The sequence below is a fragment of the Allosphingosinicella deserti genome, assembly GCF_003012735.1.
Classification (GTDB): Bacteria; Pseudomonadota; Alphaproteobacteria; order Sphingomonadales; family Sphingomonadaceae; genus Allosphingosinicella; species Allosphingosinicella deserti.
In genome coordinates this window covers 205,265-229,255 of the sequence record NZ_PXYI01000004.1, presented here as the reverse complement: position 1 = coordinate 229,255, position 23,991 = coordinate 205,265, and the positions used below count along the sequence as shown (strand labels likewise).

General features: G+C 67.3%; 23 protein-coding genes. 14 read left to right on the top strand and 9 right to left on the bottom strand.

All coding sequences use genetic code 11. The features are described 5' to 3' along the window. Positions 1–87 precede the first annotated feature (87 nt). From C7I55_RS13200 to C7I55_RS13190, 3 genes are all read left to right on the top strand, one after another. Complete coding sequence (locus tag C7I55_RS13200; RefSeq protein ID WP_233222201.1) at positions 88–783, top strand: winged helix-turn-helix transcriptional regulator; 696 nt, start codon at positions 88–90, stop codon at positions 781–783. Between the two features lie 230 nt (positions 784–1,013). Next, on the top strand, positions 1,014–1,256 hold the full coding sequence (locus C7I55_RS13195) for a hypothetical protein (protein WP_106513451.1): 243 nt from the start codon (positions 1,014–1,016) through the stop codon (positions 1,254–1,256). Positions 1,257–1,922: 666 nt separating this feature from the next. Then, on the top strand, positions 1,923–2,183 hold the full coding sequence (locus tag C7I55_RS13190; protein WP_106513450.1) for a hypothetical protein: 261 nt from the start codon (positions 1,923–1,925) through the stop codon (positions 2,181–2,183). Between the two features lie 142 nt (positions 2,184–2,325). On the opposite strand, the gene C7I55_RS13185 is transcribed toward C7I55_RS13190, so the two are convergent. From C7I55_RS13185 to C7I55_RS13165, 5 genes are all read right to left on the bottom strand, one after another. Continuing rightward, a complete protein-coding gene (locus C7I55_RS13185; protein ID WP_146151016.1) occupies positions 2,326–2,775 on the bottom strand; it encodes a hypothetical protein in 450 nt (149 codons plus the stop codon). A gap of 286 nt (positions 2,776–3,061) precedes the next feature. Continuing rightward, positions 3,062–3,508 carry a hypothetical protein gene (locus C7I55_RS13180; protein ID WP_106513448.1) on the bottom strand — a complete coding sequence of 149 codons (447 nt, stop codon included), beginning with the start codon at positions 3,506–3,508 and terminating at the stop codon, positions 3,062–3,064. A gap of 397 nt (positions 3,509–3,905) precedes the next feature. Further along, positions 3,906–4,478 (bottom strand): hypothetical protein, encoded by a 573-nt coding sequence (locus tag C7I55_RS13175; protein WP_146151015.1) that lies wholly within the window; start codon positions 4,476–4,478, stop codon positions 3,906–3,908. After that, positions 4,475–5,338, bottom strand: a complete 864-nt coding sequence (locus tag C7I55_RS13170; RefSeq protein WP_106513446.1) for a peptidoglycan-binding domain-containing protein — start codon at positions 5,336–5,338, stop codon at positions 4,475–4,477. The genes C7I55_RS13175 and C7I55_RS13170 overlap by 4 nt, the downstream gene beginning before the upstream one ends. 179 nt (positions 5,339–5,517) lie before the next feature. Then, positions 5,518–5,709, bottom strand: coding sequence for a hypothetical protein (locus C7I55_RS13165; RefSeq protein WP_106513445.1), 192 nt, complete (start codon positions 5,707–5,709; stop codon positions 5,518–5,520). 166 nt (positions 5,710–5,875) lie between these two features. Here C7I55_RS13165 and C7I55_RS28150 point away from each other — a divergent pair, with 166 nt between their 5' ends. Next, positions 5,876–6,052 carry a hypothetical protein gene (locus tag C7I55_RS28150; RefSeq protein WP_158266413.1) on the top strand — a complete coding sequence of 59 codons (177 nt, stop codon included), beginning with the start codon at positions 5,876–5,878 and terminating at the stop codon, positions 6,050–6,052. A gap of 285 nt (positions 6,053–6,337) precedes the next feature. Here the strand turns inward: C7I55_RS28150 and C7I55_RS13160 are convergent, their stop codons facing one another. Further along, positions 6,338–9,994 (bottom strand): beta strand repeat-containing protein, encoded by a 3,657-nt coding sequence (locus tag C7I55_RS13160; protein WP_158266412.1) that lies wholly within the window; start codon positions 9,992–9,994, stop codon positions 6,338–6,340. 184 nt (positions 9,995–10,178) lie between these two features. Further along, positions 10,179–11,204, bottom strand: a complete 1,026-nt coding sequence (locus C7I55_RS13155) for a helix-turn-helix domain-containing protein (protein ID WP_158266411.1) — start codon at positions 11,202–11,204, stop codon at positions 10,179–10,181. Positions 11,205–11,604: 400 nt separating this feature from the next. Between C7I55_RS13155 and C7I55_RS13150 the strand changes: the two genes are divergently transcribed. The 4 genes from C7I55_RS13150 to C7I55_RS13140 all read left to right on the top strand — a co-directional run bounded on the left by C7I55_RS13150 (position 11,605) and on the right by C7I55_RS13140 (position 14,384). Continuing rightward, positions 11,605–11,931: a hypothetical protein gene (locus tag C7I55_RS13150; RefSeq protein WP_106513442.1), complete on the top strand. Its 327-nt coding sequence runs from the start codon at positions 11,605–11,607 to the stop codon at positions 11,929–11,931. Between the two features lie 138 nt (positions 11,932–12,069). Next, complete coding sequence (locus C7I55_RS28145; RefSeq protein ID WP_158266410.1) at positions 12,070–12,246, top strand: hypothetical protein; 177 nt, start codon at positions 12,070–12,072, stop codon at positions 12,244–12,246. Then, the gene (locus C7I55_RS13145; RefSeq protein WP_106513441.1) at positions 12,247–13,017 is read left to right on the top strand and encodes a hypothetical protein; all 771 of its coding nucleotides are present in this window, start codon (positions 12,247–12,249) and stop codon (positions 13,015–13,017) included. Between the two features lie 341 nt (positions 13,018–13,358). Then, positions 13,359–14,384 carry a DUF5681 domain-containing protein gene (locus C7I55_RS13140; RefSeq protein ID WP_106513440.1) on the top strand — a complete coding sequence of 342 codons (1,026 nt, stop codon included), beginning with the start codon at positions 13,359–13,361 and terminating at the stop codon, positions 14,382–14,384. A gap of 64 nt (positions 14,385–14,448) precedes the next feature. On the opposite strand, the gene C7I55_RS13135 is transcribed toward C7I55_RS13140, so the two are convergent. Beyond that, positions 14,449–15,456 carry a fumarylacetoacetate hydrolase family protein gene (locus tag C7I55_RS13135; RefSeq protein WP_106513439.1) on the bottom strand — a complete coding sequence of 336 codons (1,008 nt, stop codon included), beginning with the start codon at positions 15,454–15,456 and terminating at the stop codon, positions 14,449–14,451. 290 nt (positions 15,457–15,746) lie between these two features. Here C7I55_RS13135 and C7I55_RS13130 point away from each other — a divergent pair, with 290 nt between their 5' ends. The 6 genes from C7I55_RS13130 to mmsB all read left to right on the top strand — a co-directional run bounded on the left by C7I55_RS13130 (position 15,747) and on the right by mmsB (position 22,776). After that, entirely contained in the window at positions 15,747–17,243 is a 1,497-nt protein-coding gene (locus tag C7I55_RS13130; protein WP_106513438.1) for a CoA-acylating methylmalonate-semialdehyde dehydrogenase, read from the top strand. A gap of 233 nt (positions 17,244–17,476) precedes the next feature. Further along, a complete protein-coding gene (locus C7I55_RS13125) occupies positions 17,477–18,409 on the top strand; it encodes a polysaccharide deacetylase family protein (protein ID WP_106513437.1) in 933 nt (310 codons plus the stop codon). Further along, complete coding sequence (locus C7I55_RS13120) at positions 18,406–19,548, top strand: acyl-CoA dehydrogenase family protein (RefSeq protein ID WP_106513436.1); 1,143 nt, start codon at positions 18,406–18,408, stop codon at positions 19,546–19,548. Before C7I55_RS13125 ends, C7I55_RS13120 begins: the two co-directional genes overlap by 4 nt. Positions 19,549–19,581: 33 nt before the next feature. Then, positions 19,582–20,634 (top strand): enoyl-CoA hydratase/isomerase family protein, encoded by a 1,053-nt coding sequence (locus tag C7I55_RS13115; protein WP_106513872.1) that lies wholly within the window; start codon positions 19,582–19,584, stop codon positions 20,632–20,634. 199 nt (positions 20,635–20,833) lie between these two features. Then, complete coding sequence (locus C7I55_RS13110) at positions 20,834–21,607, top strand: enoyl-CoA hydratase (RefSeq protein ID WP_106513435.1); 774 nt, start codon at positions 20,834–20,836, stop codon at positions 21,605–21,607. A 272-nt stretch (positions 21,608–21,879) separates the two neighbouring features. Continuing rightward, positions 21,880–22,776, top strand: a complete 897-nt coding sequence (mmsB, locus tag C7I55_RS13105; protein ID WP_106513434.1) for a 3-hydroxyisobutyrate dehydrogenase — start codon at positions 21,880–21,882, stop codon at positions 22,774–22,776. On the opposite strand, the gene wecB is transcribed toward mmsB, so the two are convergent. Beyond that, the gene (wecB, locus tag C7I55_RS13100; protein WP_106513433.1) at positions 22,742–23,953 is read right to left on the bottom strand and encodes a non-hydrolyzing UDP-N-acetylglucosamine 2-epimerase; all 1,212 of its coding nucleotides are present in this window, start codon (positions 23,951–23,953) and stop codon (positions 22,742–22,744) included. The genes mmsB and wecB overlap by 35 nt on opposite strands. Positions 23,954–23,991 lie beyond the last annotated feature (38 nt).

The window sequence follows — 23,991 nt, the reverse complement described above, 5'->3', positions numbered from 1 at the left end:
CCCGCAGGCGCCGCGACTCGGTGCTTGTGACTCGTGACGCAGATCCTTACATAAAGCAACTTCACAGTTACAAAAGGGAACGACTCGGTGACCGAGCACGCCAGGATCGAGCCTGCCAAAATCGAACACGGCAAATGGTATGACGACGCCTGCGGCACCGCCTTTGCGATGGAGCTGGTCGGCGAGCGCTGGTCGATGCTGATCCTGCGCGAGCTGATGCTCGGCGGCCGCCGCTTCTCGGACCTGCGCGCCAGCCTGCCCAGCCTCTCGGCCAAGGTGCTGACTGAACGTCTCGCGAGTCTCGAGGCGGTCGGCGCGCTGACCCGGCGCAAGCTGCCGCCGCCCGCCGCGAGCCAGGTCTACGAGCTCACCGAATGGGGCTATGCGGCCGAGCCGGCGATGCAGGCGCTCGGCCGCTGGGCGGCGCGCTCGTCCGCGCACAATCCCCAGCTGCCGCTGTCGCCGGTCAGCTTCATGCTCAGCCTGCGCACGATGATCGACCCGGCGGCCGCCCCGGCGCTCGACCTCGACGTCGGCTTCACCCTCGCCGGCGAGAGCTTCCTCGCCGCGCTGAAGGATGGCGCAATGCCGGTTCGTCGCACCGAGCGGCCGGAGGGTACCATCCGCTTCGAGGCGGATGTCGCGCTGCCGCTGCTGCGCCTGTTCTACGGCAAGCAGCCGCTGGACGAAGCCGAACGCGCCGGGGCGGTCCGGATTACCGGCGACCGCGATCTCGCCCACCGTTTCATCGCCCTGTTCGCGCTGCCGCCCAAGCTCGCCTGATCTCCAGGTGCGATGACGGGAGTGGCGGTGCGGGCACTTCGCGGATTCGCCGGTGCTTCGCTTCCCCGGAAAGCGCGGCTCTCTTGGCGCACGCCTCGCGTCTGTGACAGAATGTGAGTGCATCTATCGGTGCTCACTGTTCTCGCGCTAGCATGGGATAGGCCAATGAAGAGCCAAGGCGCCTTGGCCGACGAACGGCGAGCGAACCCCCTTGTACCGGGAGCGAGACGATGAAACGGGCCGTAATTGCAATCCTGGGAAGCGTGCTTGCCGCAGCCTATTGGTGGAGCGTCTTCACGATCGTCCATGCCGGTCTTCTTTTCGCGGGTGACCGCGACCCCGCATCGCAGCCGGCTCCCGACCATGAGGTTCTCACTCGGAACGGCTTGATCATCCTCGGTGCCGTGCTGGTCTTCGCCGCGCTGTCGGTCATTTGGCACCGTGTGATGAAGCGGTTTCAACGAGGCACTTGACGCTCAGGGCGCATGGCGTGCTCGGTACGGTTGCCAATGGCGGCTTCGCGAGGCGGCGCACACAGAGCGATGTCACGGACGAGCAGCCCGGCGAGTTCCTATTGGAACGCTCTCCGATCCTGGGTATTCTGGAGAGAAATGGAGGGAACGGGATCAGATCTTTGGTAGGCCATTCGATCATGGTGGCGCGATCTTCCGCCACACTTGCCTGTTCGAGCATCTCAACAGCTTCCTGAGAGGCCGCGGCTGGTGAGGCTCGCAATTATCTTATTGTTGGCCACCGGGTGTGAAGCCGGCACCGGCGCCCCGCCGGACACGAGCCCCCGCGCATATCTGCTGCTACAGCCTGCGACCGAGGAGAAGGGCTGGGGTGCGATCGAGGCGATGCGGGCGCGGCTGCCTCTCGAAGAACGGAAGCGCATTCGGTCCGCTGGTCTGGTCTCTACCGAAGAGAGGACCATGTATGTCGAGTTCGACGGCACGTGTTCGGCCGGTTTTGTTCGGGCGGCGCGACGAATAGCTGAGCAGGAGGGCACCCCAAAACCGTCCTGCTTAGCGACGTTACCGGGCGCGCGATAAGGGGTGGGCAAAGCAAGAGCTGACCTTGTCCTGTTCGAGCTCGGGCGAGACCAGGCGCTTGGGCCATTGAGGCGCGGCTCGGCGCGTATGCTCAGCTTCTACCAGCGCGCCCCGGTTCATATCTTCACCGATGCTGCCTGGGGCGATTTCGACTGGATGATCTCGTCGCTTTTTCGCTGGCTATTGTTTCGGATTTGCGGGCAGCGCACGCGTTGGTGGCGGGAGCGCGCAGGATCGCCTCCTCCATCGTCCGGCTGGCTGGGCAGTCTGTTTGTGGTTGCCGTCTGGTTCACGCTGGTTCTGGCGGTGGATCAAGTTTTTCCGATACTGCCCTCCGCGCTCGTCTAGCGATGAAGCGGCTGCTCCTCGGGCGTCCGAGTTCCGGGGACAGGTTCCATAACCCCGGACCTTCCCTGCTGGAAGCGCGGCCGTTCGGATCGACAAGCCAGGTCGTGGAAGACGCTGATCCAAGATGGCTGCGAGGCTCGCGTCATCGGCTCGCGGAAATGCGCCCCTCACCGGTCAATGTCAGGGTGATCGGTGGTTCGGAAAGCAGATTCAGCGTGATCTGAGCGCCGTTTTGGGCAACTGTTACCGGTGGGTCTCCCCATTGTTCGTCTCCCCAGCAGCTATCGACCAACCGCGCGTACCGCTCTTCACGGCGTGCCAGGTCGATTACCCGAAACCAGGTCTCCCGCCCCGCCTGGCATAAGCTCGCCCCACGTGACTTCGAGGGATAGGCATCGGACAAGGCGATCAGCGAACCGTATCTTGCCAATTCCTCGACATCACGGGAACCATGCTCCGATATAGTCGCCGGATTGTGCCTTACCTTGACCGTGTCGGCCCCGCCTTCGAAAATCAGCGTTTCATTGTCGGTCCCCGCACTTACGGTGCCGTGTCCCTGGGCAGGTCGGGTCTGCTGGCTGATCTGCCGCATGGGCAATTCTGCGGAGGACGCGAGCACGCTGCATCCCCTTGGGAGCAAGGCCGCTACGAGGAGCCAGTTCCTGGTCATCAGAGCACGTTCCCATCGGCATGGCAGATGCGGGTATACTGATAATGATCGATCGCGCGTCTGGGCGGCCGACTGAGCCGCCCTCGATCCGTCGCCATCATTCGTTGCGCGGCCTTCTCCGCATTCTCGGCGTGCTTAGGTCTCAGCCAATGTCTCCCACACTGGGGCGCAGACCATATCCGGACCACCTGCCGATCTGGTTGCGAGATCAAGCGCCCTGTCGACATGTGGGCACGGAAAGCATGCTCCGATCGATCGTGCCAGGTAGCGGAATCGAGGACGGATCGCAGTTTGACGTCGCTCGGAAATGTAAGGCGTCCTTGCTCGCGCATATTTCCACGTCAGCTGGGTAGCGCAAGCGCCTGTCAGTGAGATATGGGGTCCATATCACCGTGCCGTCACAATGAATCTCGACGTATTGCGGCCTCGCCAATTTGTACGTGCCGACGATCGAAGCTGGTACGTAGATGGCGAGGCCCGCTACGATACCGAGGATGGCGATTGGCATTTGCCCTTCCGAGAAAAGGCCACTCTTCAGGTAGAATAAGAGGTAGACGGCGGCAGCGCCGAAGATCTGGACGGCAAGCAGAACTTTGATGACTTTGGGCCTGGAGTGCCTGATCACAAGCCTTGGGGCTGCATCTTCAACCTGCATCTGTAGCTCCGTCCGATCCTGAGTCTACTCGGGAACCTAGTGCAGAAACGCAGACACGCGAAGGGGAGTTGGGCGACAGTGCAGCTGATTTGCTGCGGCGCTCCAGCGTTTTCTTTGGCGACAAGAAAGGGAAACCGTGCTGCCTGCCATTGGCGCCGAGCCTTTCCGACCCGAGATCCCGGCTTCATCGAGATGAAGGGCGGGCCATCGCCAGCCGGACTGCGCAGCGCATCTTCGATATTCGTCATCCTCCCGCAAGCGCGGATCTCGTGAGATTAGAGGACATCTTGTTCATCTCGCCTGCCGGTCCGCGGTTGGATCAGCGGCCTAGCCGTCGCATGCTCTTCACGTCTTGGTGCAAGAGGTATCGGGGTGTTCAGGACCTCGCACGGCGCCGTCAGGGCAGCCCCGACGGCCGGGCGGCGTCGAACGCGACGGCGGTGCTGCGGGTCGCGAGCGGCACCGTCACGGTGATCCGGTCGCCCTCGCCCACCGAACCCTCGTTTGCGAAGCTGGTGAGATCGGCGTCGATCTCCCGCGTCGCGCCGGCGGGCAGTTCGACCATTCCGTCCCCCGCACCCCCGCCCTCGTCGAGCGAGAACAGGGTCTTGCCCTGGTTGTTGTCCTCGCGTGCGTCGGTCATGTCGACGCCGGTCGCGTCGACGGCGGTGCGCAGCGCCGCCTCGCCCAGCGAGTGACGCATCCTGGCGCCCGCAAGCGCGATCCGCAGCGGAGCGGGCCCGCGGTTGCGATAGCGGATGCGCAGCGAATTGGCGCCGGTGGACGACCAACGCCCCGTCACCCGGGCCTCCAGCGCGCCGTCCGTCAGCACAGCCGCCTGCCCCTCCTCGATCGCCACGCCGGCGCCCTCGACGGGGGCGAGCGGCCCGCCGGAGGCGCGCTGGCAGCCGGGAAGCGACATCGCCGCGGTGAGCAGCATCATCGGCGCGAAGGCGTGCACCATCCTCATGCGCGCACCAGCTGCGCGATCGGCAAGGCGAGCTTGCGCCGGGTGAGGCTGTTCGGCCCGCCGAGATCGCGATCCGGCTTGAGCCCGTTGCGACGCTGGAACGCTTCGACGGCGTCGAGCGTCGCGCTGCGAGTCCGGCCGAGCAATCCGTCGGCATGTCGCGCCTCGAGATAGCCGAGCGCGACAAGCGTATCCTGGATCGCCTTGATCTGCGGATCGCCGCCCTGCGGCAGAGCCAGGGCCCGGTAGCGGGCGCTGCGATTGCCCGCGCGGATCACGTCGCGAATATAGGGAAAGCGCGCATCGTGCTCCGAGCGGCCGCCGCCATAGACGCCCGGTCCGAAATCATGGACTCGGATGCGATTGTTGCCGAGCCGCGTCACCCGCTCGCGCTCGGGCATGTACCAGCTCTCGACCAGCGAGGCCTGCTGCTCGACATTGAAGGTGGACCAGTCGTTGCCGATCGCAGTCTCGGGAAACGGATAGGCGGTGCTGCGATGCGTGCCCCATCCCCGCCATTTGCGCTGCCTCCAGATGTCGCGGATGCCGCTGGTAAGCTGGCTCCAGATCGATTGGCCCATGTAGAAGGTCGGCCAGACTCCGTGCTCGCCCTGCCAGACGTGGCAAAGCTCGTGGACCAGGGTCGCGCGCCGATCGGCAAAGCCGGTGATGCCGCCAAACCCTTCGACCCAGTTAATCGTATAGTCGAACTTGCCGGTGCGCAGGTCCATGCCGGCCAGGGTCACCGCGCCGCCCAGATCGAGATCGGTGATGTAGATCCGGTCGAACGGAAGGACCGAGGCATAGACGCTGCGCGCGATCGCGATCTCGGCGCTATCCAGCTTTCGCGTGCGGACCATCGGCAGTTCCCCCAAGGATCGGTATCGGAACGTTGCGACGTCGTTCCGGTTCCGATCCGAGCTTCGGAGACGCCCCGACGCGGCGCCAGCCTCTCGCAGCCCCGGCGCGCGCCATCCTTCCGGGGAACGGCCGGCGACATCCTGCCGGGACGCCGCCGATGCGCGCCGTCCCGCCCCGATCAGCTCATCAATTCGTAGAGCAGGATCATCGTGGGAAAGGCGATCAGGAAGGTGATCAGGCCATAGTTCAAAACCTTGATCGGCGAATGGCCCGCGGTCTCCATCTCAAGCACCTCCGGCGCGGAGTTGGTGATCGGGACGCCATGGCGCGGCCGGCGCAGCCTCGCCCCTCCTGCCGCGGCCGACGCCATCGCCGCAATCCCATGTACTCGCCTCGAGGATCGCAAGCGACGCTTCGAGCCGGTCGGCCATGCTTTGCGGCTTCCCGCTCCCCACAGCCGCGCCGGGGCTCGACTGCCCTCGGATCAATCGGGCGGAGCGATCGAAGCTGAAGCCAGAAAGGGCCGCGGCCCCGTCATGATGCAGGTGCAAGACGGGTCGCCCGATCTCGGCAGCTGGGCGGGGGCCGTCCGCCTCGATGCCGAAGCGGCCGGCAAGCTCGAGATGGATGAGGCGAATCTCGGCCGCATCGGCCTCCTGCGCCAGCGACAGTTCCGGACTCTTTCGCGCGCTCCGATATGGGTACTTCATTGATATGTCCTCAGTTGTGCGGAGCGTGGGCATAGACGATCTTTTGCAAGAACGGCGCGCGTGCGAATTGGAATATGACATCAATGTAGTGTTATTGGGCCCTTATTGCATCGGCCATAGCAATGTTTATTTGCCTCTCACGCATCATGTCGCAAGCATCTGCACTGGTCGACGCAATTCAACTAAATCGTTACCGGCCATGGTTCATCGGCAAGAGACGGCTCATATGTCGAGGCGGCCACCTCGTCCGCCGCCGGTCCCTCCGACCCCGGAGGCGCGGCGCCCCGCTCAGAACTCGCCCGCAACGCCCATCCGGACGATCGTGTTGCGATTGCCCCCATAAGCGAAGCCGCCGGTGACCGCGAAGGGCGTGTCTGTTCCGAAGCGGTGCGCAAGCGCGCCGCCGATCGCCTGTTGCCCCCGGAACAGCGCGCCGTTCAACACATAGCTGGTCCGCCCCGGCTCGGACGGCATCGGCGCATAGCCGAGGGCCGCCGCGGCGGAGATGCCGGCGCGGGCGTCGCGGCGATCGCGGCGCAGGCTGAGGTCGAACTGCGCGAGCTCCGCGGGACCAAGATTGGAAAGCGCGAGGTTCCCGTTCGAATCGGAGGTGACATAACGGGTCGCGCCGGTCTGCGCGGCGGCGCTTGCGTCCGATCCGAGACCAGGCAGCGAATAGGTCGATCCCGCGGTCCCAAGCGCGATCTGCCCGGCGCGGCCGGCGACGGCATTCTCGCCCAAGGCGATGCTCCCCCGTCCCGTCGCCCGCGCGCCGAGGCCGATCGCGACTGCCGACTGCCCATCGGCGACGCTGTCCGCACCGATTGCCACCGCCGCCAGCCCATTGGCGCTGTTGTCGGCGCCGACTGCGACCGCACCGCGCCCGACCGCGACGTTGGGATCACCGATCGCCACCGCCCCTGCCCCCGAAGCGCGGTTGCCAAGGCCGATCGCAACCGCGGCGCCGTTCTCCGCGGTGGCGCCGGTACCCATTGCGATGCTGCCGTCGCCGCGCGCGCTCGCCCCCGATCCCAGGGCGATCGCGTTGGCCCCGCTCGCCACCGGACGGGCGCCGGCGCCGTTGACCGCCATATAGTCGGTGCGGGCCAGCGCCTGGTTTGCGGTGGTCTGCGCCGCCTGGGCATTGGTCTCGGCATTGGCGGCGAGCGCCTTGGCGAGCGCGGCGTCGGACTGGGCGACGTCGGCGGCCTGTTGGGCAATGTCGGCCCGGGCCGCGGCATCGTCCGCCGCTCTCTGGGCATTTGTCGCGTTGGCCAGCGCCAGATCGGCGGTCTGCTTGTTGGCAGAGCCGGAGTTCAGCGCCTGCGCCGCGAGATCGTGCGCCGCATCGGCGCGCGACTGGGCTGCAGCCGCGTCCTGGCGCGCAGCCAGGGCCTCGCTTCGCGCGCCGTCGGCGCTCGCCTGCGCGGTCGCGGCATTGCTCAGCGCCGCACTGGCGGTCGCCTGCGCCGCACTGGCGGTCGCCTGCGCCGCACTGGCGGTCGCCTGCGCCGCGTTGGCGGTCAATTGGGCGGCGCCCGCGTTGGCCTGAGCGGTATCGGCGGTTGCTTGCGCCCCGGTGGCGCGCGTCAAAGCCGTGTCGGCAGTGCCCTGCGCGCCGGCCGCACCGGCGAGCGCGGCATTCGCCGTGGTCTGCGCGGCGACCGCGCTCGCTTGCGCGGTCGCCGCATCGGCCAGCGCCGTGGTCGCGGTCGATTGCGCCGCCACGACGGCCTGGTTGGTCCCGTAAAGCTGGTCACCATTAACCGCGTCGCGGCTGCCGGCGGCGACGGCACCGGACGCGACGCCGGTGACGGTCCGGGATCCGGCACTCCCCGTTACGTCGACCACGGTCCCCCCGCTCGCAGCACCGACCGCGATCGGGCCGGTGGATCCGCTCTGCTGCACGAGCCCGACCGATCCGCTTGCGATCTGACCCTGTAGCGCCGCGATGTCGGTACGACTGCCGGTCACCGCATTGTCCAGCGCCGCGAAGGCGCTGCCCACAGTACCGTAGCTGCCGCCCTGAACCTGAAAGCTCGGCGGCAGCAGAAGTCCGTTCGTGTCGACCGACGCCCCGCCGCCGAGCGCGCTTGCGAGGCGCTGGTTGGTGGTGCGCACGTCGCCTGCTGCAGCGGCGACCGCCTGGTTGGTCGTATAGAGCTGGCTGCCGGTCACCGCGTCGGTGGACGCGGCATCGATCGTGCCGCCGGCGACGTTGACGATCCTGCGCTCCCCGCCGGCGCTGCCGACCGACACCGTGTTGGCAGCATTCGCCACCGAGCCGCTGCCGAGCGCGACCGCGTTCGCCGCATTCGCCTGCGCCGACGTGCCCACCGCAATGCTGCGGTCGCCGCCGGCGCCGCTGCCATAGCCGGCAGCGAGCGCGTCAACGCCCATCGCGCTCGCTGCGGCCAGCGCCCCAGCATTGTTGCCGGTGATCGCGCCCGCACTGGCATTGACGCCGGAAATGGCGGCATTGAGCTGCCCGACATTGACCGCGTCGGTCGCACCGGCGCCGGCGGCGACGTTGACGAGCCGGCGCGTGGCGCTCGCGGTGCCGACCGAGACGGTGTTCGCCTGATCCGCAACCGAACCCTGGCCGAGCGCCACGGCGCTCGCCGCGGTTGCGCGCGCATTCTGGCCCAGGGCGGCGCTGTTGGCCGCCTGCGCCACAGCGTGGCCGCCCAGAGCGAGGCTGTAATCCCCCTGGGCAAGAGCGTTGAAGCCGGCCGCCACCGACTCCCGTCCGTCGGCATCGACGTCGAGGCCCAGCGACAATGCGTGAATCCCGGTCGCCTCGGCCAGATTGCCGAGCGCGGTGCTGGCGCCTCCGGACGCCGAGGCGCCCCATCCGACCGCCAGGCTGGTGGGCCCCGCGGCGCTTGGGAATGCGTAGTTCATGACATTGTCGCTGGCGATCGGAATGGCTCCGATCGCAGCCTGGAACTGGCCGAAATTGACCGCGTCGGTCGCGCCGGTGCCATCGGCGACGTTGATGATGCGGCGCGCCGCACCGATCCGGCCGATCGACACGGCATTGGCCTGGTCGGCGACGGAATTCGCGCCGATCGCGACCGCGCCCAAGGCGGAGGCCGTGCTCCCTAGGCCGAGTGCGACGGCGTTGGAGCCGGAGGCATCGCTGTTGACGCCCAGAGCGGTTCCCGCGCCGGCGCTCCGGCTGTTGGTGCCCAGCGCGACCGATGCACCGCCGGACGCCGTCGCGCCGGCGCCGATCGCGGTCGCAGAGGTGCTGGCGGCATTTGCCCCCCAGCCGAAGGCCGAGCTGAATTGCCCGGCACCGTTCGACAGGGCACCAACGGCAACCGAGGAGTTGCCCGATGCCACCGCCCCCTGGCCGATCGACACGGCACTTGCCTCGTTAGCCATCGAACTGACACCGATCGCAACCGCGCCCGAACCCGATGCGGCGCTCGCGAGGCCGATCGCGACGGCACTCTCCCCGGAGGCATTGCTGTTGGCGCCCAGAGCGGTTCCGGACCCTGCGCTCAGGCTGTTGGCACCCACCGCGACCGATGCGATTCCTGACGCTGCGGCGCGCGCGCCGATCGCGGTCGTGGAGGCGCCGGTGGCGTTTGCCCCATAGCCGAAGGCGGAGCTGGACTCTGCGACACCCGTCGCCAGGAAGCCGACGGCAACAGAGCGGTCGCCCAATGCTCCGGACTGTAGACCGACCGCAACGGCACCCAGCCCCTCGCCCTCTGCGGCATAGCCGATCGCCGTGGCACCGGGGCCGCTTGCGTCGGCGACGGCGCCGCACGCGGTCGCGCCATCGGCACTGGCGGTTCCCGCACCAGATTCGCAGACGGCGCTGCCGGTCTGCGCGGCAGCGGGAGCATGGAACAGCAGCCCGGTGGCGAGCGCGGCAATGGCCGCGGTGGAATGGAAAGCGGCGACGATCGACCGCGAGCGCGTGTTGTGCATGATACCCCCTGGACCCTGATCCCCCTCTGCCCGCGCGCTTTGGAATTGCCGGGGCAGACCCGAACGAGCGAGGTCGTCCGGCCGCGCGAAACTAGGGGCGCAGATGGACTCGGGTCGATTGGACCGGCGTCCCTTATACGGGGGCTGACCGTTCCAGATGTCCCGGATCAGGACCCTTCCGGGCTCAGGATATGTCGCGCAGCCAGGTGCGATAGCGTTCGGGGGCAGAGCCATCCGACGACGCCGGCGGTGAGCGCGGCGCATCCGGCGCATCCGGCGCCGTGGCGGTGCGCCGGAATTCACTCGGGGCGACACCGAATGTCTTCCGGAAAGCGCGGGTGAAATGCGATTTGTCACGAAAGCCGGTCGCGTGCGCCAAGGCGGAGATCGAGCGAGTCTCCGACGGCTCCGACAGATAGGCCTGCATTCGCCTGAGCCGCCGCGCCTGGATGTGGCGCAGAACTCCGCCAGGCTCGCCGAAGGACCGGTAAAGGTTGGAGCGCGAGATCCCGAGCGCCCGGCACAAAGTCGCGACGTCGAGCTCGTCGCCGAGATGCCGATCGATATAGGCACGCACCCGGCTGGCCAGTTCCTCCTCGCGGGCGGTCCGGGCCGCCGCCGCGCGGAGCGCCTCGAGCAGGGTCTCCACGACGAGATCGAGCAACACGCGCTGGACGGCCGCGACGTGCGAGGGCCCGAGCTTCGACAGCGTCGCACAGGTGGCGCGAAGCGTGCTTCCCAGCAGGCTGGCGAGCCCATCGCTGGCGATCAGGCCATGCGGATCGAAGCCCTCCAGCCGGTCGATCAGCAGGTGCCTCGGAACCGCCAGCGAGATTTCGTCGATCGTGTCGACCTCCATGTGGCACGGCTGGCGCGTGTCGAGAACCAGCAGGGAACGCGGCCCGCTGACGGAGCCGTTCTGCCCGCAATCCACCCTGGCGCGGCCCCGGTAATGGTAGTTGACGTAGAAATGATCGGTGCGATCGGCGCGGATACGCTCCGCCGAGCGCGTGTAGCAGGCGGGATCGGCGTGCAGCTGCGCCACGACGATCGACTCGAGCCGCCAGATCATCGCCCGCGCTGCAAAGGCACCGCTGCCGGGCCGCGACATGTCCCAGTTCGGAATACCGGAGGCGTAGGTGGAGAATTGCTCGTCTTCGGGCAGAACCGACGTGTCGAAGCGAACCGGTTGCAGAGTCACGGCAGCCACCAACTTTCCCCTCATCATCGCGATCCGGCCAGACGACGCCTGCGCGCGGCCCAGACTATCGCTGCCCTGCTTCCGTCACTCCCGAACAAGCGTGCGGACCGCCTTGATGTCGCCGGCGGGGATGCGGCGCAACGCGTCCGATCCTGCCGAGCCACATTTCGCAACAGCGAAAGCTATCGCATTCGAAACTGGCCGATTCAACATCCGCGCCCATCGATCCCCGCAGCCTGGTTCGTCGAACCGCACGCGCACTCTCGCCCATGGCATGCTCGCTTGAGCCGATCGCCACCATGCTGACGCTTTTCCTGCTCTCTCGGATCGGCCAAGGAGTCCCCCCGAAGCGCGCGAAGCCGGGACGAACTCGGCAGCACGCGACTGCTGCGGAACAAGGAGGATGCGGATGATCGATGGGGGACGGTACCGCATTCTGCTCATGACGGCCCTGGCGAGCGCCTGTTCGACGGAGGCCGATCGCGCCAATCCGGACGAAATCCTGTGCGCCGCCGAAGCGCTGTTCAGGGCAAGGCAGGCGGGCGTCTCGGCGGCCGACAGCGACCGGCTGCGGCTGCAGGCGCGGCGCTTCCGCGACATGATGCCCAAGCTCCAGATCGAGGAGGCGGCGACCCGCATCGACACCCTCGCGGACGCTCGCGGCGCCCGGCCGCTGGTGGCACAGCGCCGCTGCGACTCTCTCCTCCAAGCGATTGCAAAGAAGGCGAGGAGCTGACCGACCGGGCACCGGCGTGGTTACCCCCCCGCATGCAAAGCGATTCCGATGACGATTTGCGCGGCAGCGACACGTATCGTCTCCACGCCTTCATTGCCGCCGGCCCCGGAAGCGCCTATGTGACGCTTGGAGGTCACCATGCGCGTCAACACTGCCAAGTCGATCGAGACCGCCAACATCGTCCTTGCCCGCTTCGGCAGCTGGAAGGCTGCCAGGGAGTCGGCGCGGTACGAAGGCGGCAAATTCGTCGTGCGCAGCGCCGCGAACGGTGGTTCCAACGGCGCGAAGGTCGAGACCACGCCCACCAAGCCCTGAATGAGCTTCAGCTACACGCTCTTCCTGGCGCTGCTGCTGCTCGCGCCTGGTTTGGGACTATGGGCCGGGCTGCGTGCCGGCGAGCGCTCGGAACTCATCTCCCAGGCACCCGAGAAGCCGGGTTCGACCTTCAGCCTGCTCGTCATCGTGTTCGGCGCGCTGCTCGGCCACATCCTGCTCTCGGCCGTGTTCGCGCTGCAGGCCGGCTTCTGCCGGTGGAGCGGCCAGTGCCTCGCGCTCGGTTTCGATCCCAATGTCTATCGCGTCATCCTGACCAACGGCCGCTCGGCGGGCACCTTGAGCGACGGCGCCTTCCTCTCCTGGTTCGTGTCGCTGCTGCTCCCTGCGCTGATCGTCGGCCTCGTCGCCTATCGCGCGAGCGCCTGGCGCTGGGTACGCGATCTGCGCGAATCGGCGAGTTTCGGCTGGCTCAAACGCTGGGTCGATCTCGCCCGGCCGGCAAACAGCTTCATCATCGCTTATGTCGTGACCACGCTCGAGCATGAGGGCGCGAACGTCGCCTATGAAGGAATCGTCGAGAACATCGCCCTCGACGACAATCGCGCGATCAAGATGCTGGTGCTGAGCAGCTGCGACCGCTTTCTCGTGCGGATCTCCGCCGACCAGGTGGAGCGCATCGATACCGAGCATGCCACCATTCCGCTGATCCAGCTGGAAGCGGCCAACTTCATCAATGTCGCGCTCGAAGTCTTCGAGGATGTCGACACCCCTGCCGACACGATCGAGCAGACCCGGGGGCAAGAGGGCTGAAGCCTGATCACCCTAGGTCGAGCGCTTAGATCGGGTCTCATGCACGGATCAGGCCCTGGCCCAATAACAAGGGGATGATACGCGGGCGCGGCACTTCGCTTGACGCGGTCAGGTTGTGGTCTCGAGCTTCGCGCCACGGCCGGCGGGACCCACCGGGAACCGGACGAGGCCCGATTTCATGCAGTCTTTCCAGAAACGCCCACGCTTGCGATAGTCCCAAGAGCGCCTTGCGGAGCCCGGCACTCTCTGGTAGAACAAAGCAGGAACGTGCCAGTTCCATCGGGAAGCGACCTGCTGACTGTGAGATCAGGCGGCGCCGAGCGATCATCAAGGAGACCATCATGACCGATCTCTCCAGCACGCCCACCCGCGCCGCGAGCGGACGATTCCTGCCCGGCCGCAGCGGCAATCCCGCCGGGCGGCCGCCCGGATCGCGCAACCGGTCCTCTCTGCTGATCGAGCAGATCGACGAAGCCGACAGCGCGGCGATCGTGAAGGCCGTGGTCGATCGGGCGCTATCCGGGCATTGGCCGGCGCAGCGTGCCTGTCTCACCCGCCTGTTCGCCCCCGCGAAGGAGGCGCCGATCGCGCTGGATCTGCCGGCGGTGGCTTCCGCCGCCGACGTGGCGGCCGCCGGCACGGCGCTGATCGCCGCCCTTGCGGCCGGCGACGTCACCCCCGGCGAGGCGCAGAAGGTGATGGCGGTGCTCGCCGGACATCTCAAAGCGCTCGACGCCGCGCGCCGCGAAGGCGCGCGTGAGACGGCGCCGGTGGAGGCGGGTGCTCCGCTCACCACGACAGAGCCCGCCGTGAGTCCGGCCGAGCGGCCCTGTATTTTACCTGTTGTTGCGGTCGCGGCGGAGGACTCCGCGGCGCGGCACGACCGGCCCTCGACGCGAGGGGCCGCCCGCCCCTCACCTTCTGGAGAACATGCCGCGGCAGACGCCTGTAATTCACCTGTTCTGAGCTCCGTCGAAGGGGCTGTTGCTGAGACCCCGACCGCCTCGCCAGAATATCCTGGGCGTGTCGAACGGGGGCTATCGGGTGGAACCGAGACCTTTTTCGAAACGAAGAGGTCTGCCGATCGCAGGGGGGCGCGTAGCCGTGCTTCCTGGCTTTACGAGCGTCCCTTCGGCACCGTGCCGGCCAGGCTTCGTGCCGACCAGGGCGCTCCTGCAAGCGAGGGCCGTTCCGGCGCGGCATCGCGGCGCTCGGCCACCCCGCTCCACGCTTTCGTCGGTGCCGACGCCTGTATTTCGCCTGTTCTGGCGGATGCGTCCGGCTCGGGCGCACTGCCGCACCGAAGCCAACGGCACGGCGATCGCGGCCATGCGAAGCCCGCTTACGCTGACGCGGCGTGCGCTTGACCCAAAGGGCCCTCTACGAACCGCGGGTGCGGCAGGATCACGCTCCGTTTGCGACGCCGGCGCCTCAGCCCCCCGCCACAGTCTGCTCGATGACTCCGAAGATCGGATGGCCATGCTCGTCGTCCATCCAGATGCGGACAGTGTCGCCACGGCGCAGGAACGGCGTCTTCGCCTCGCCACCGAGGATGGTCTCGACCGTTCGCACTTCGGCGATGCAGCTATAGCCGTGGCCGCCCTCGCCGATCGGCTTGCCGGGGCCGCCGGCCGCATCGCGGTTGGAGACGGTGCCCGATCCGACGATCGTGCCTGCGCCGACGTTCCGGGTTTTGGCGAGATGCGCGATCAGGGTGCCGAAGTCGAAGGTCATGTCGGTGCCGGCGTCGGCGCGGCCGAACGGCTGGCCGTTGACGTCGACCTTGAGCGGACCGTGGAGCTTGCCGTCCTTCCAGCGCTCGCCAAGTTCGTCGGGGGTGACGAACACCGGCGACAGCGCCGAGGCGGGCTTCGACTGGACGAAGCCGAACCCCTTGGCGAGCTCTCCGGGGATCAGGTTGCGCAGCGACACGTCGTTGACCAGTCCGACCAGCAATATGTGCTCGCGCGCCTGCTCGGGCGAGACTCCGCGCGGCACGTCGCCGGTGACGACCACCACTTCGGCCTCGAGATCGCAGCCCCAGCTTTCGTCGGCGAGCGGAATGTCGGCCCGCGGCGGCAGCATCTCGTCGGACGCGCCCTGGTACATCAGCGGATCGGTCCAGAAGCTCTCGGGCATCTCGGCGCCCCGCGCCTTCCGAACCAGCTCGACATGGTTCACATAGGCCGATCCGTCCGCCCATTGATAGGCGCGCGGCAGCGGCGCGACCGCATTGCGCTCGTGGTATCGCATCATCGGGATGGCTTCGTGGGCGAGATCGGTGGCGAGCAGCTCGAGCTGCGGCCGGACAGTGTCCCAGTCGTCGAGCGCCGCCTGCAGGGTCGGGGCGATGTGAGTCGCCTCCGCGCACCAGGCGAGATCATGACTGACCACGACGAGGCGGCCGTCGCGGCCTCCGTTGAGCGATCCGAGCTTCATACGCAGCCTCTCCTTGTTTGCCCCGCAACTGGCATTTCCGCCGCGCCCGGTCCAGCGGGCATTCGTGCGGTGTGGCGGCGACTGCTCGGGCCATCACACATGCTTCCTCCGAAGTTTCGGTCTGCGAATAGATCTTTCCTCCCTGTCGCCAAAGGCGATGGGAAGGATGAGGGTGCAAGTGATTGCTCTCAGCCGACGCAAACACCCATTTCCCGCGTCGGGATCATTGAGCCCGGCGCATTCAAGGTCTACGGCGCAGCACAACAACAGAACAGGCAGCAGAGGATGCCATGCGGAACATCGATCATTATATCGGCGGCGGCGCGCATGCTGCCGGCGACCGGCACAGCGACGTCTTCGATCCCAACAATGGCGGAGTCCAGGCGCGGGTCCGGCTCGGCAGCGACGCGGATCTCCAGCGCGCGGTCGACGCGGCGAACTCCGCTCTGCCCGGCTGGGCGGCGACCAACCCGCAGCGCCGCGCCCGCGTCATGTTCAAGTTCAAGGAGCTGGTCGAGCGCGAGATGGACTCGCTCGCCCATCTGCTCTCGTCCGAGCACGGCAAGGTGATCGCCGATTCGAAGGGCGACATCCAGCGCGGCCTCGAGGTGATCGAATTCGCCTGCGGCATCCCGCATGCGCTGAAAGGCGAATATACCCAGGGCGCGGGCCCCGGCATCGACGTCTTCTCGATGCGCCAGCCGCTCGGCATCGTCTCCGGCATCACCCCGTTCAACTTCCCCGCGATGATCCCGATGTGGATGTTCGGTGTCGCGATCGCCTGCGGCAATGCCTTCATCCTCAAGCCCTCCGAGCGCGATCCTTCGGTGCCGGTCCGCCTCGCCGAGCTGATGACCGAGGCTGGGCTGCCCGACGGCATCCTCCAGGTGGTCAACGGCGACAAGGAAATGGTCGACGCAATCCTCGACCACCCCGACATCAAGGCGGTGAGCTTCGTCGGCTCCTCCGACATCGCCCATTATGTCTACCGACGCGGAGTCGCCGCCGGCAAGCGCGTCCAGGCGATGGGCGGCGCCAAGAATCACGGCATCGTCATGCCCGACGCCGATCTCGACCAGGTGGTGAACGACTTGACCGGCGCCGCCTTCGGCTCGGCCGGCGAGCGCTGCATGGCCCTGCCCGTCGTGGTGCCGGTCGGCGACAAGACCGCCGACGCGCTGCGCGAGAAGCTGATCCCGGCGATAGAAAAGCTGCGCATCGGCGTGTCGACCGACGCCGAGGCCCATTACGGCCCGGTGGTCAACGCCGCCCACCGCCAGCGGATCGAGAATTACATCCAGATGTGCGCCGACGAGGGCGGCGAGCTCGTCGTAGACGGCCGCGGTTTCACGCTTCAGGGCCACGAGGAAGGCTTCTTCATCGGCCCGACCTTGTTCGACCGGGTCCAGCCGCACTTCCAGAGCTACCAGGAGGAGATTTTCGGGCCCGTCCTGCAGATCGTCCGCGCCGACAGCTTCGAGGAGGCGGTGCGCCTCCCTTCCGACCATCAATATGGCAATGGCGTCGCCATCTTCACCCGCAACGGCCACGCCGCCCGCGAATTCGCGGCGCGGGTCAATGTCGGCATGGTCGGGATCAACGTGCCGATCCCGGTGCCGGTCGCCTATCACAGCTTCGGCGGCTGGAAGCGCTCGGCCTTCGGCGACATCAACCAGCACGGCATGGAAGGCGTCCGCTTCTACACCAAGACCAAGACGGTCACCCAGCGCTGGCCGGACGGCTCGGTCACCGGCGAGAATGCATTCGTCATCCCGACCATGGGCTGAGAAAAGGGTAGGAAAGATCCTCCCCGAGCTCGCCTCGGGGAGGGGGACCGCCGCGGAGGCGGTGGTGGAGGGGCAGCGCGATGCGATCCGCCGGACTAACAAAATTCTCCCCGGTACGGGGAGGGGGACCAGCCGCAGGCTGGTGGAGGGGCTGCTCCGAGGTCCGCGCCACCCCTCCACCGCACTTCGTGCGGTCCCCCTCCCCCTGCCGGGGAGGATTTGGAGAACGAAATTTGAACCTGATCCGCTTTCTTCTGCTTTCGCTCCTCTTCGCCTGCGCCGTCCCGGCCGCAGCTCAGAAGCGTATCGCCCTCACCTTCGACGATGCGCCGCGGTCCCCGGGCGCCTTCCTCACCCCTGACCAGCGCACGGTGAAGCTGATCGCCGGGCTGAAGCGGGCCAGCGTCGAACAGGTGGCCTTCTTCGTCAATCCCGGCAATCTGGCGAGCGACTATGGCAGGGGCGGCGAGGACCGGCTCGAGGCCTATGTCGCCGCCGGCCACGTCATCGCCAACCACTCGTTCAGCCATCCCCACCTCAACGCGACCGACGCCGGGGCCTATCTCGCCGACATCGACAGGGCAGAAGGCTGGTTGAAGGGCCGCGACGGCTACCGCCCGTGGTTTCGCTTCCCGTATCTCGACGAAGGCGGCAGCGACAAGGCCAAGCGCGATGCGCTGCGCGCCGGCCTCAAGGCGCGCGGGCTCCGCAACGGCTATGTCACCGTCGACGGCGCCGACTGGAACCTGGAAGGCAATGCGATCGCCGCGGCGCGTGCCGGCAAGACCATCGACATGAACGCGCTGCGGGATCTCTATGTCGAGACGATGGTCGGTGCCGCCAATGCGTTCGACGCCATCGCCCGCCGAACGCTCGGCCGCTCGCCGGCCCATGTCATCCTGCTGCACGAGACCGATCTCGCCGCCTTGTGGATCGCAGACATGGTCGCGGCCCTGCGCAAGGACGGCTGGGAGATCATCACCGCCGACAAGGCCTATGCCGATCCGCTTCGACAGGCCTTCCCCGACGTGCCGAGCGCCCAGGGCACGTTGACCGAAGCCCTCGCCTGGGAGAAGGGCCTTCCGGCACCGCGCTGGTATGAACGCAACGACACCAAGCTCGCCGACGCCCTCTTCCGCGAACGAGTCCTCAAGGAAAAGCCATGACCCAGTTCGACCTCACCGACGAGCAGCGCCAGATCCAGGAAATGGCGCGCCAGTTCACCGCCGATGCGATCACCCCGCATGCGGCCGAGTGGGACGAGAAGCATATCTTCCCGCGCGACACGATCCGTGCGGCGGCCGAGCTCGGCTTCGGCTCGATCTACGTCTCCGAAGAGTCGGGCGGCATCGGGCTCGGGCGGCTCGAGGCGGCTTTGATCATGGAGGCGATGGCCTATGGCGACCCTTCCACTTCCGCCTTCATCTCGATCCACAATATGGCGAGCTGGATGATCGACCGCTTCGGCGCCGACGCGGTGAAGGCGAAGTACCTGCCGTCGATGATCACAATGGAACGGATGGGTTCTTACTGCCTGACCGAGCCGAGCTCCGGCTCCGACGCCGCCGCGCTCAAGACCAAGGCGGTGAAGGACGGCGATGACTACGTCATCTCCGGTTCCAAGGCGTTCATTTCGGGCGGCGGCGAGAACGAGATCTACGTCGTGATGGCGCGCACCGGCGCCGAAGGGCCAAAGGGCATTTCCTGCCTGGTCGTCGAAAAGGACATGCCGGGCGTCAGCTTCGGCGCGCAGGAGCGCAAGCTCGGCTGGCATTCGCAGCCGACCGCCCAGGTCAATTTCGACGAGGTGCGGGTGCCGGCCGAGAATCTGGTCGGCGCCGAGGGCGAAGGCTTCCGGATCGCGATGATGGGCCTGGACGGGGGCCGGCTCAACATCGGCGCCTGTTCCTTGGGCGGCGCCCAGCGCTGCCTCGACGAGGCGATCGGCTACACGAAGGAGCGCAAGCAGTTCGGCCAGGCGATCGCCGACTTTCAGGCGACCCAGTTCACCCTCGCCGACATGGAGACCGAGTTGCAGGCCGCGCGGATGCTGCTCTACGCCGCCGCGGTCAAGGTGACGGAGAATGCCCCGGACAAGACACGCTTCGCCGCGATGGCCAAGCGCCTCGCTACCGACACCGGATCCTCCGTGGTCGATCGCGCGCTGCAGCTCCATGGCGGCTACGGCTATCTGATGGACTATCCGATCGAGCGCTTCTGGCGCGATCTGCGGGTGCACTCGATCCTCGAGGGCACCAACCAGGTGATGCGGATGATCGTCGGCCGCGACATGCTGCGCCAGTGACGCCGGCTTCCCCAAAAGAGGTATGCTTTGTCGATGACCAACACTGACGTCCTCACCTTCACCCAAGGCCGGATCGGCCGCATCCGGCTGAACCGCCCCAAGGCGATCCATGCGCTGACCCACGACATGTGCAGCGCGATGATCGCCGCTCTGCTCGAATGGCGGGAGAATCCGGCAATCGAGGCGGTGCTGATCGATCATGCCGAGGGCCGCGGCTTCTGCGCCGGCGGCGACGTGGTCATGCTCGGCAAGAGCGGGGCGAGCGACGGGGCGCTGGCGCGCGACTTCTTCCACGAGGAATATCGCCTCAACCATCTGCTGTTCACCTATATGAAGCCGGTCGTCGCCTTCATGGACGGGATCACGATGGGCGGCGGCGTCGGCATCTCGCAGCCGGCCAAATGCCGGGTCGCGACGGAGAATACCCGCTTCGCGATGCCGGAGACGACGATCGGCCTGTTCCCGGACGTCGGCGGCGGCTGGTATCTGTCGCGCCTGCCCGGCCGCGTCGGGCAGTTTCTGGCGCTGACCGGAGCGCGGCTCGACGGCGCCGAATGTTTGCGGCTCGGCCTTGCCACTCATTATCTCCCCGCCGCCGCGCTCGACGACGTCAAGGCGGCGATCGGGGACGATCCGCAGCGCATCGACGAGATATTGCGCGATGCCAGCGCCCCCGCCCCCGAGGCCCGGATCGACGCCAATCTGGAGCAGATCGACCGGCTGTTCGCCTCCGACGATTATGAGGAGATCCTCGCCGCCCTCGAGGCCGACGAATCGAAGTGGGCGCAGAAGGAACTGGCCACCTTGCGCACCAAGAGCCCGCAGGCGTGCAAGGTGTCGCTCCGCTTGCTCTACGACGGCGCCGGGGTGCAGGATTTCGCCCACGAGATGCGCCAGGAATATGCGGTCGCCGCCCGCGTCGTGCAGCGCAACGACTTCGCCGAAGGAGTCCGCGCCCTGCTGATCGACAAGGACAATGCCCCCCGCTGGAGCCCGGCGACGCCCGAAGGCGTGTCGGAACACATGATCGACCAGATCTTCGCGCCGATGCCCGAAGGCGAAGAATGGACGCCGCTCGCGCTATGATCGTCCCTGCGCCGACCGCCCCTTTCGTCATCCCAGCGAGAGCTGGGAGCTCGCCGGGTGAAAAGCACCGCCGAAATGGCCTCGCGCGTCGCCCCCCTTCCCCGTCATCCCGGCGAAGGGCGGGATCTCGTCGGGCGAAAGGCGCGGCGGACGTGACGAAACCAACGCCCGGTCCACACCGGAACGAAGGACAGACGCAATGAACTACGAGAACATCCTGGTCGAGCAACGCGGCGCGGTGACCCTGATCACCCTGAACCGCCCAAAGGCGCTGAACGCGCTCAACAGCGGGATCCTGCGCGAGTTGATCGCCGCCTTTGCCGCTTACGACGCCGACGACAGCAAACGCTGCGCGGTATTGACCGGCAGCGAGAAAGCGTTCGCGGCCGGCGCCGACATCAAGGAGATGCAGGAGCAGGGCTTCGCGCAAATGTATGCCTCGAACTTCTTCGCGGGCTGGGAGCGGGTCACCGCCACCCGCAAGCCGTGGATCGCCGCCGTCTCGGGCTACGCGCTCGGCGGCGGCTGCGAAGTCGCGATGATGGCCGATTTCATCATCGCCGCGGACACGGCCCAGTTCGGGCAGCCGGAGATCAAGCTTGGAGTCACCCCCGGCATGGGCGGATCGCAGCGGCTCACCCATGCGATCGGCAAGGCCAAGGCGATGGAAATGTGCCTCACCGGCCGGATGATGGGCGCCGAGGAAGCGGAACGCGCCGGCCTCGTCGCCCGCATCGTGCCCGCCGCCTCGCTTCTCGACGAGGCGCTGAAGACCGCCGAGACGATCGCCGGCATGGCCCCGCTCGCCGCCATCGCCAACAAGGAGATGGTCAACGCCGCGTTCGAGACCGGCCTCGCCCAGGGCATAGTGTTCGAGCGCCGGCTGTTCCACGGCCTGTTCGGCAGCGCGGACCAGAAAGAAGGCATGGCGGCGTTCGTCGACAAGCGGAAGGCGGAATGGACGGGCAGCTGACCAATGCGTCGTCCCGGCGCAGGCGGAGATGACGACACAGGTCAGAATCGAGGAGAGGATATCAGACGTGCCCGCCAATCCATTGTTCTCTCTCATGAACAGCAATGGCAGCATGGCGCCGGTCCTGATTCGCTCGGGCATGGCTCTGCCCGTCATCCCAGCGAAGGCTGGGATCTCAGGTCGGACAGGCACCGGCACTCATCACCCGACGAGATCCCAGCTTTCGCGGGGATGACGGAAAGAAGATCGGACCCTGGGAGAGGGATTTAGAGATGGCACATATCGCATTCATCGGGCTTGGGAATATGGGCGGCGGCATGGCCGCGAACCTGGTCAAGGCCGGGCACGCCGTCCGCGCCTTCGATCTCTCCGAGGCGGCGCTCGCCAAGGCCGAGGCGAACGGGTGCAGCCGCGCCGGATCTGCGGCCGAGGCGATCGGAGGGGCCGAGGCGGTGATCACCATGCTCCCCGCCGGCAAGCATGTCCGCGACGTCTATGAAAGCAGCGTGATCGGGCAGGCGCCGACCTCCGCCATCTTGATCGACTGCTCGACGATCGACGTCGCCACCGCCCGCGAGGAGATCGGCAAGGCGGAAAGCGCCGGCTACCAGATGGTCGACGCGCCGGTGTCGGGCGGCATCGCGGCGGCGGAGGGCGGCACCCTCACCTTCATGGTCGGCGGCGAAGCGGCGGCGTTCGAGCGCGCGCGGCCGCTGCTCGAGCAGATGGGCAAGGCGGTGATCCATGCCGGGGGTGCCGGCGCCGGTCAGGCCGCCAAGATCTGCAACAACATGCTGCTCGGCGCCTCGATGATCGCCACCTGCGAGACCTTCGCCATGGCGCAGAAGCTCGGGCTCGATCTGCAGACCTTCTACGACATCTCGTCCAAGGCCTCGGGCCAGTGCTGGTCGATGACCACCTATTGCCCGGTCCCCGGAGTCGGCCCGACCACGCCCGCCGACCGCGACTATGAAGGCGGTTTCGCATCCGCCTTGATGCTCAAGGATCTGCGCCTGGCGATGGAGGCGGCGCAGAGCGTCGACGCCTATACGCCGATGGGCGCCCATGCGGAGGAATTGTACACCCGGTTCGCCGACCATCTCGGCGGCGGCGGCAAGGATTTCTCGGCGATCATCAGGATGATCGACGATAGCTGGTCCCGCCCGTAACGACCCGCCGCTCGTCGCCGCAGTAGGTGCGGGAGAGCTCGGCAGCGCGCGCGTCCGGATCCTGCAGCGCTCTCGGCAGCCTTGCCGGGCCGCTGCGGCGGCGAAGATCGGCGAGGCAGCGTTCCGCGGTCCGGCCGTCCCACAGATCCGGCTTCGCCCGCACCGCGCGCGGAGTCGACACCGCGCGGTGCAGCTCGATGCCAAGCGTCTCCGGGGTGACCAGCCGGTTGGTGCCTTCGGTGATGGTGATCGGCCGCTCGGTATTCTCGCGCAGGGTCAGGCAGGGAATGCCGAGATAGGTGGTCTCCTCCTGCAGCCCGCCGCTGTCGGTGATCGCCGCCGCGGCGCCGCCGACCAGGCTCATGAACCGCACATAGGATTGCGGGCCGATCAGCGTCAGCCCCGCCCGCAGCATCCGGCTTTCGAGGCCGTTCTGGTGAAGCTTCGCGCTGGTCCGCGGATGCACCGGGAAGACCAGGGGCAGGTCGCGCTGGACCGCGATCAGTGCATCCACGAGACGGATGAGCTGGGCGGGATCGTCGACGTTGGAGGGACGGTGGAGGGTGACGATGCCGTAGCCGCCGCGGGTCAGGCCGAGTTCGGCGGGAACGTCGGCCGCCTCGATGGCGGGGCGGACCAGCTCGAAGCTGTCGAGCATGATGTTGCCGACGCGGGTCACCCGCGCCTCGGCGATGCCCTCGCGGCGGAGATTGTCGTCGGCGTCGGGCGACGGAGTCCACAGCACGTCGGCGAGGACGTCGGTCATGAGGCGGTTGACCTCCTCCGGCATCGCCCGATCGCCGCTGCGCAGGCCGGCCTCGAGGTGGATGACCGGGAAGCACGCTTTCGCCGCGACCAGGGTGCAGGCGGCGGTCGAGTTGACGTCGCCGACCACCACCAGCCAGTCCGGCCGATCGGCAAGCGCCACCTTCTCGTAGGCGATCATCACGCCGCCGGTCTGCTCGGCATGGCTGCCCGATCCGACGCCGAGATGGTGATGCGGCTCCGGCAGCCTCAGGTCGGTGAAGAAGGCGTCCGACATGTTGACGTCATAATGCTGGCCGGTGTGGACCAGCACCGGATCGAAATCCGGGGCTGCGGCGAGCGCGTGCCAGAGCGGCGCCACCTTCATGAAATTGGGACGCGCGGCGGCGACGAGGTGAATGCGCTGGGCCATGCGCCCGGGCTAAAGGCAAAGGGTAAAGATTGGGTGGA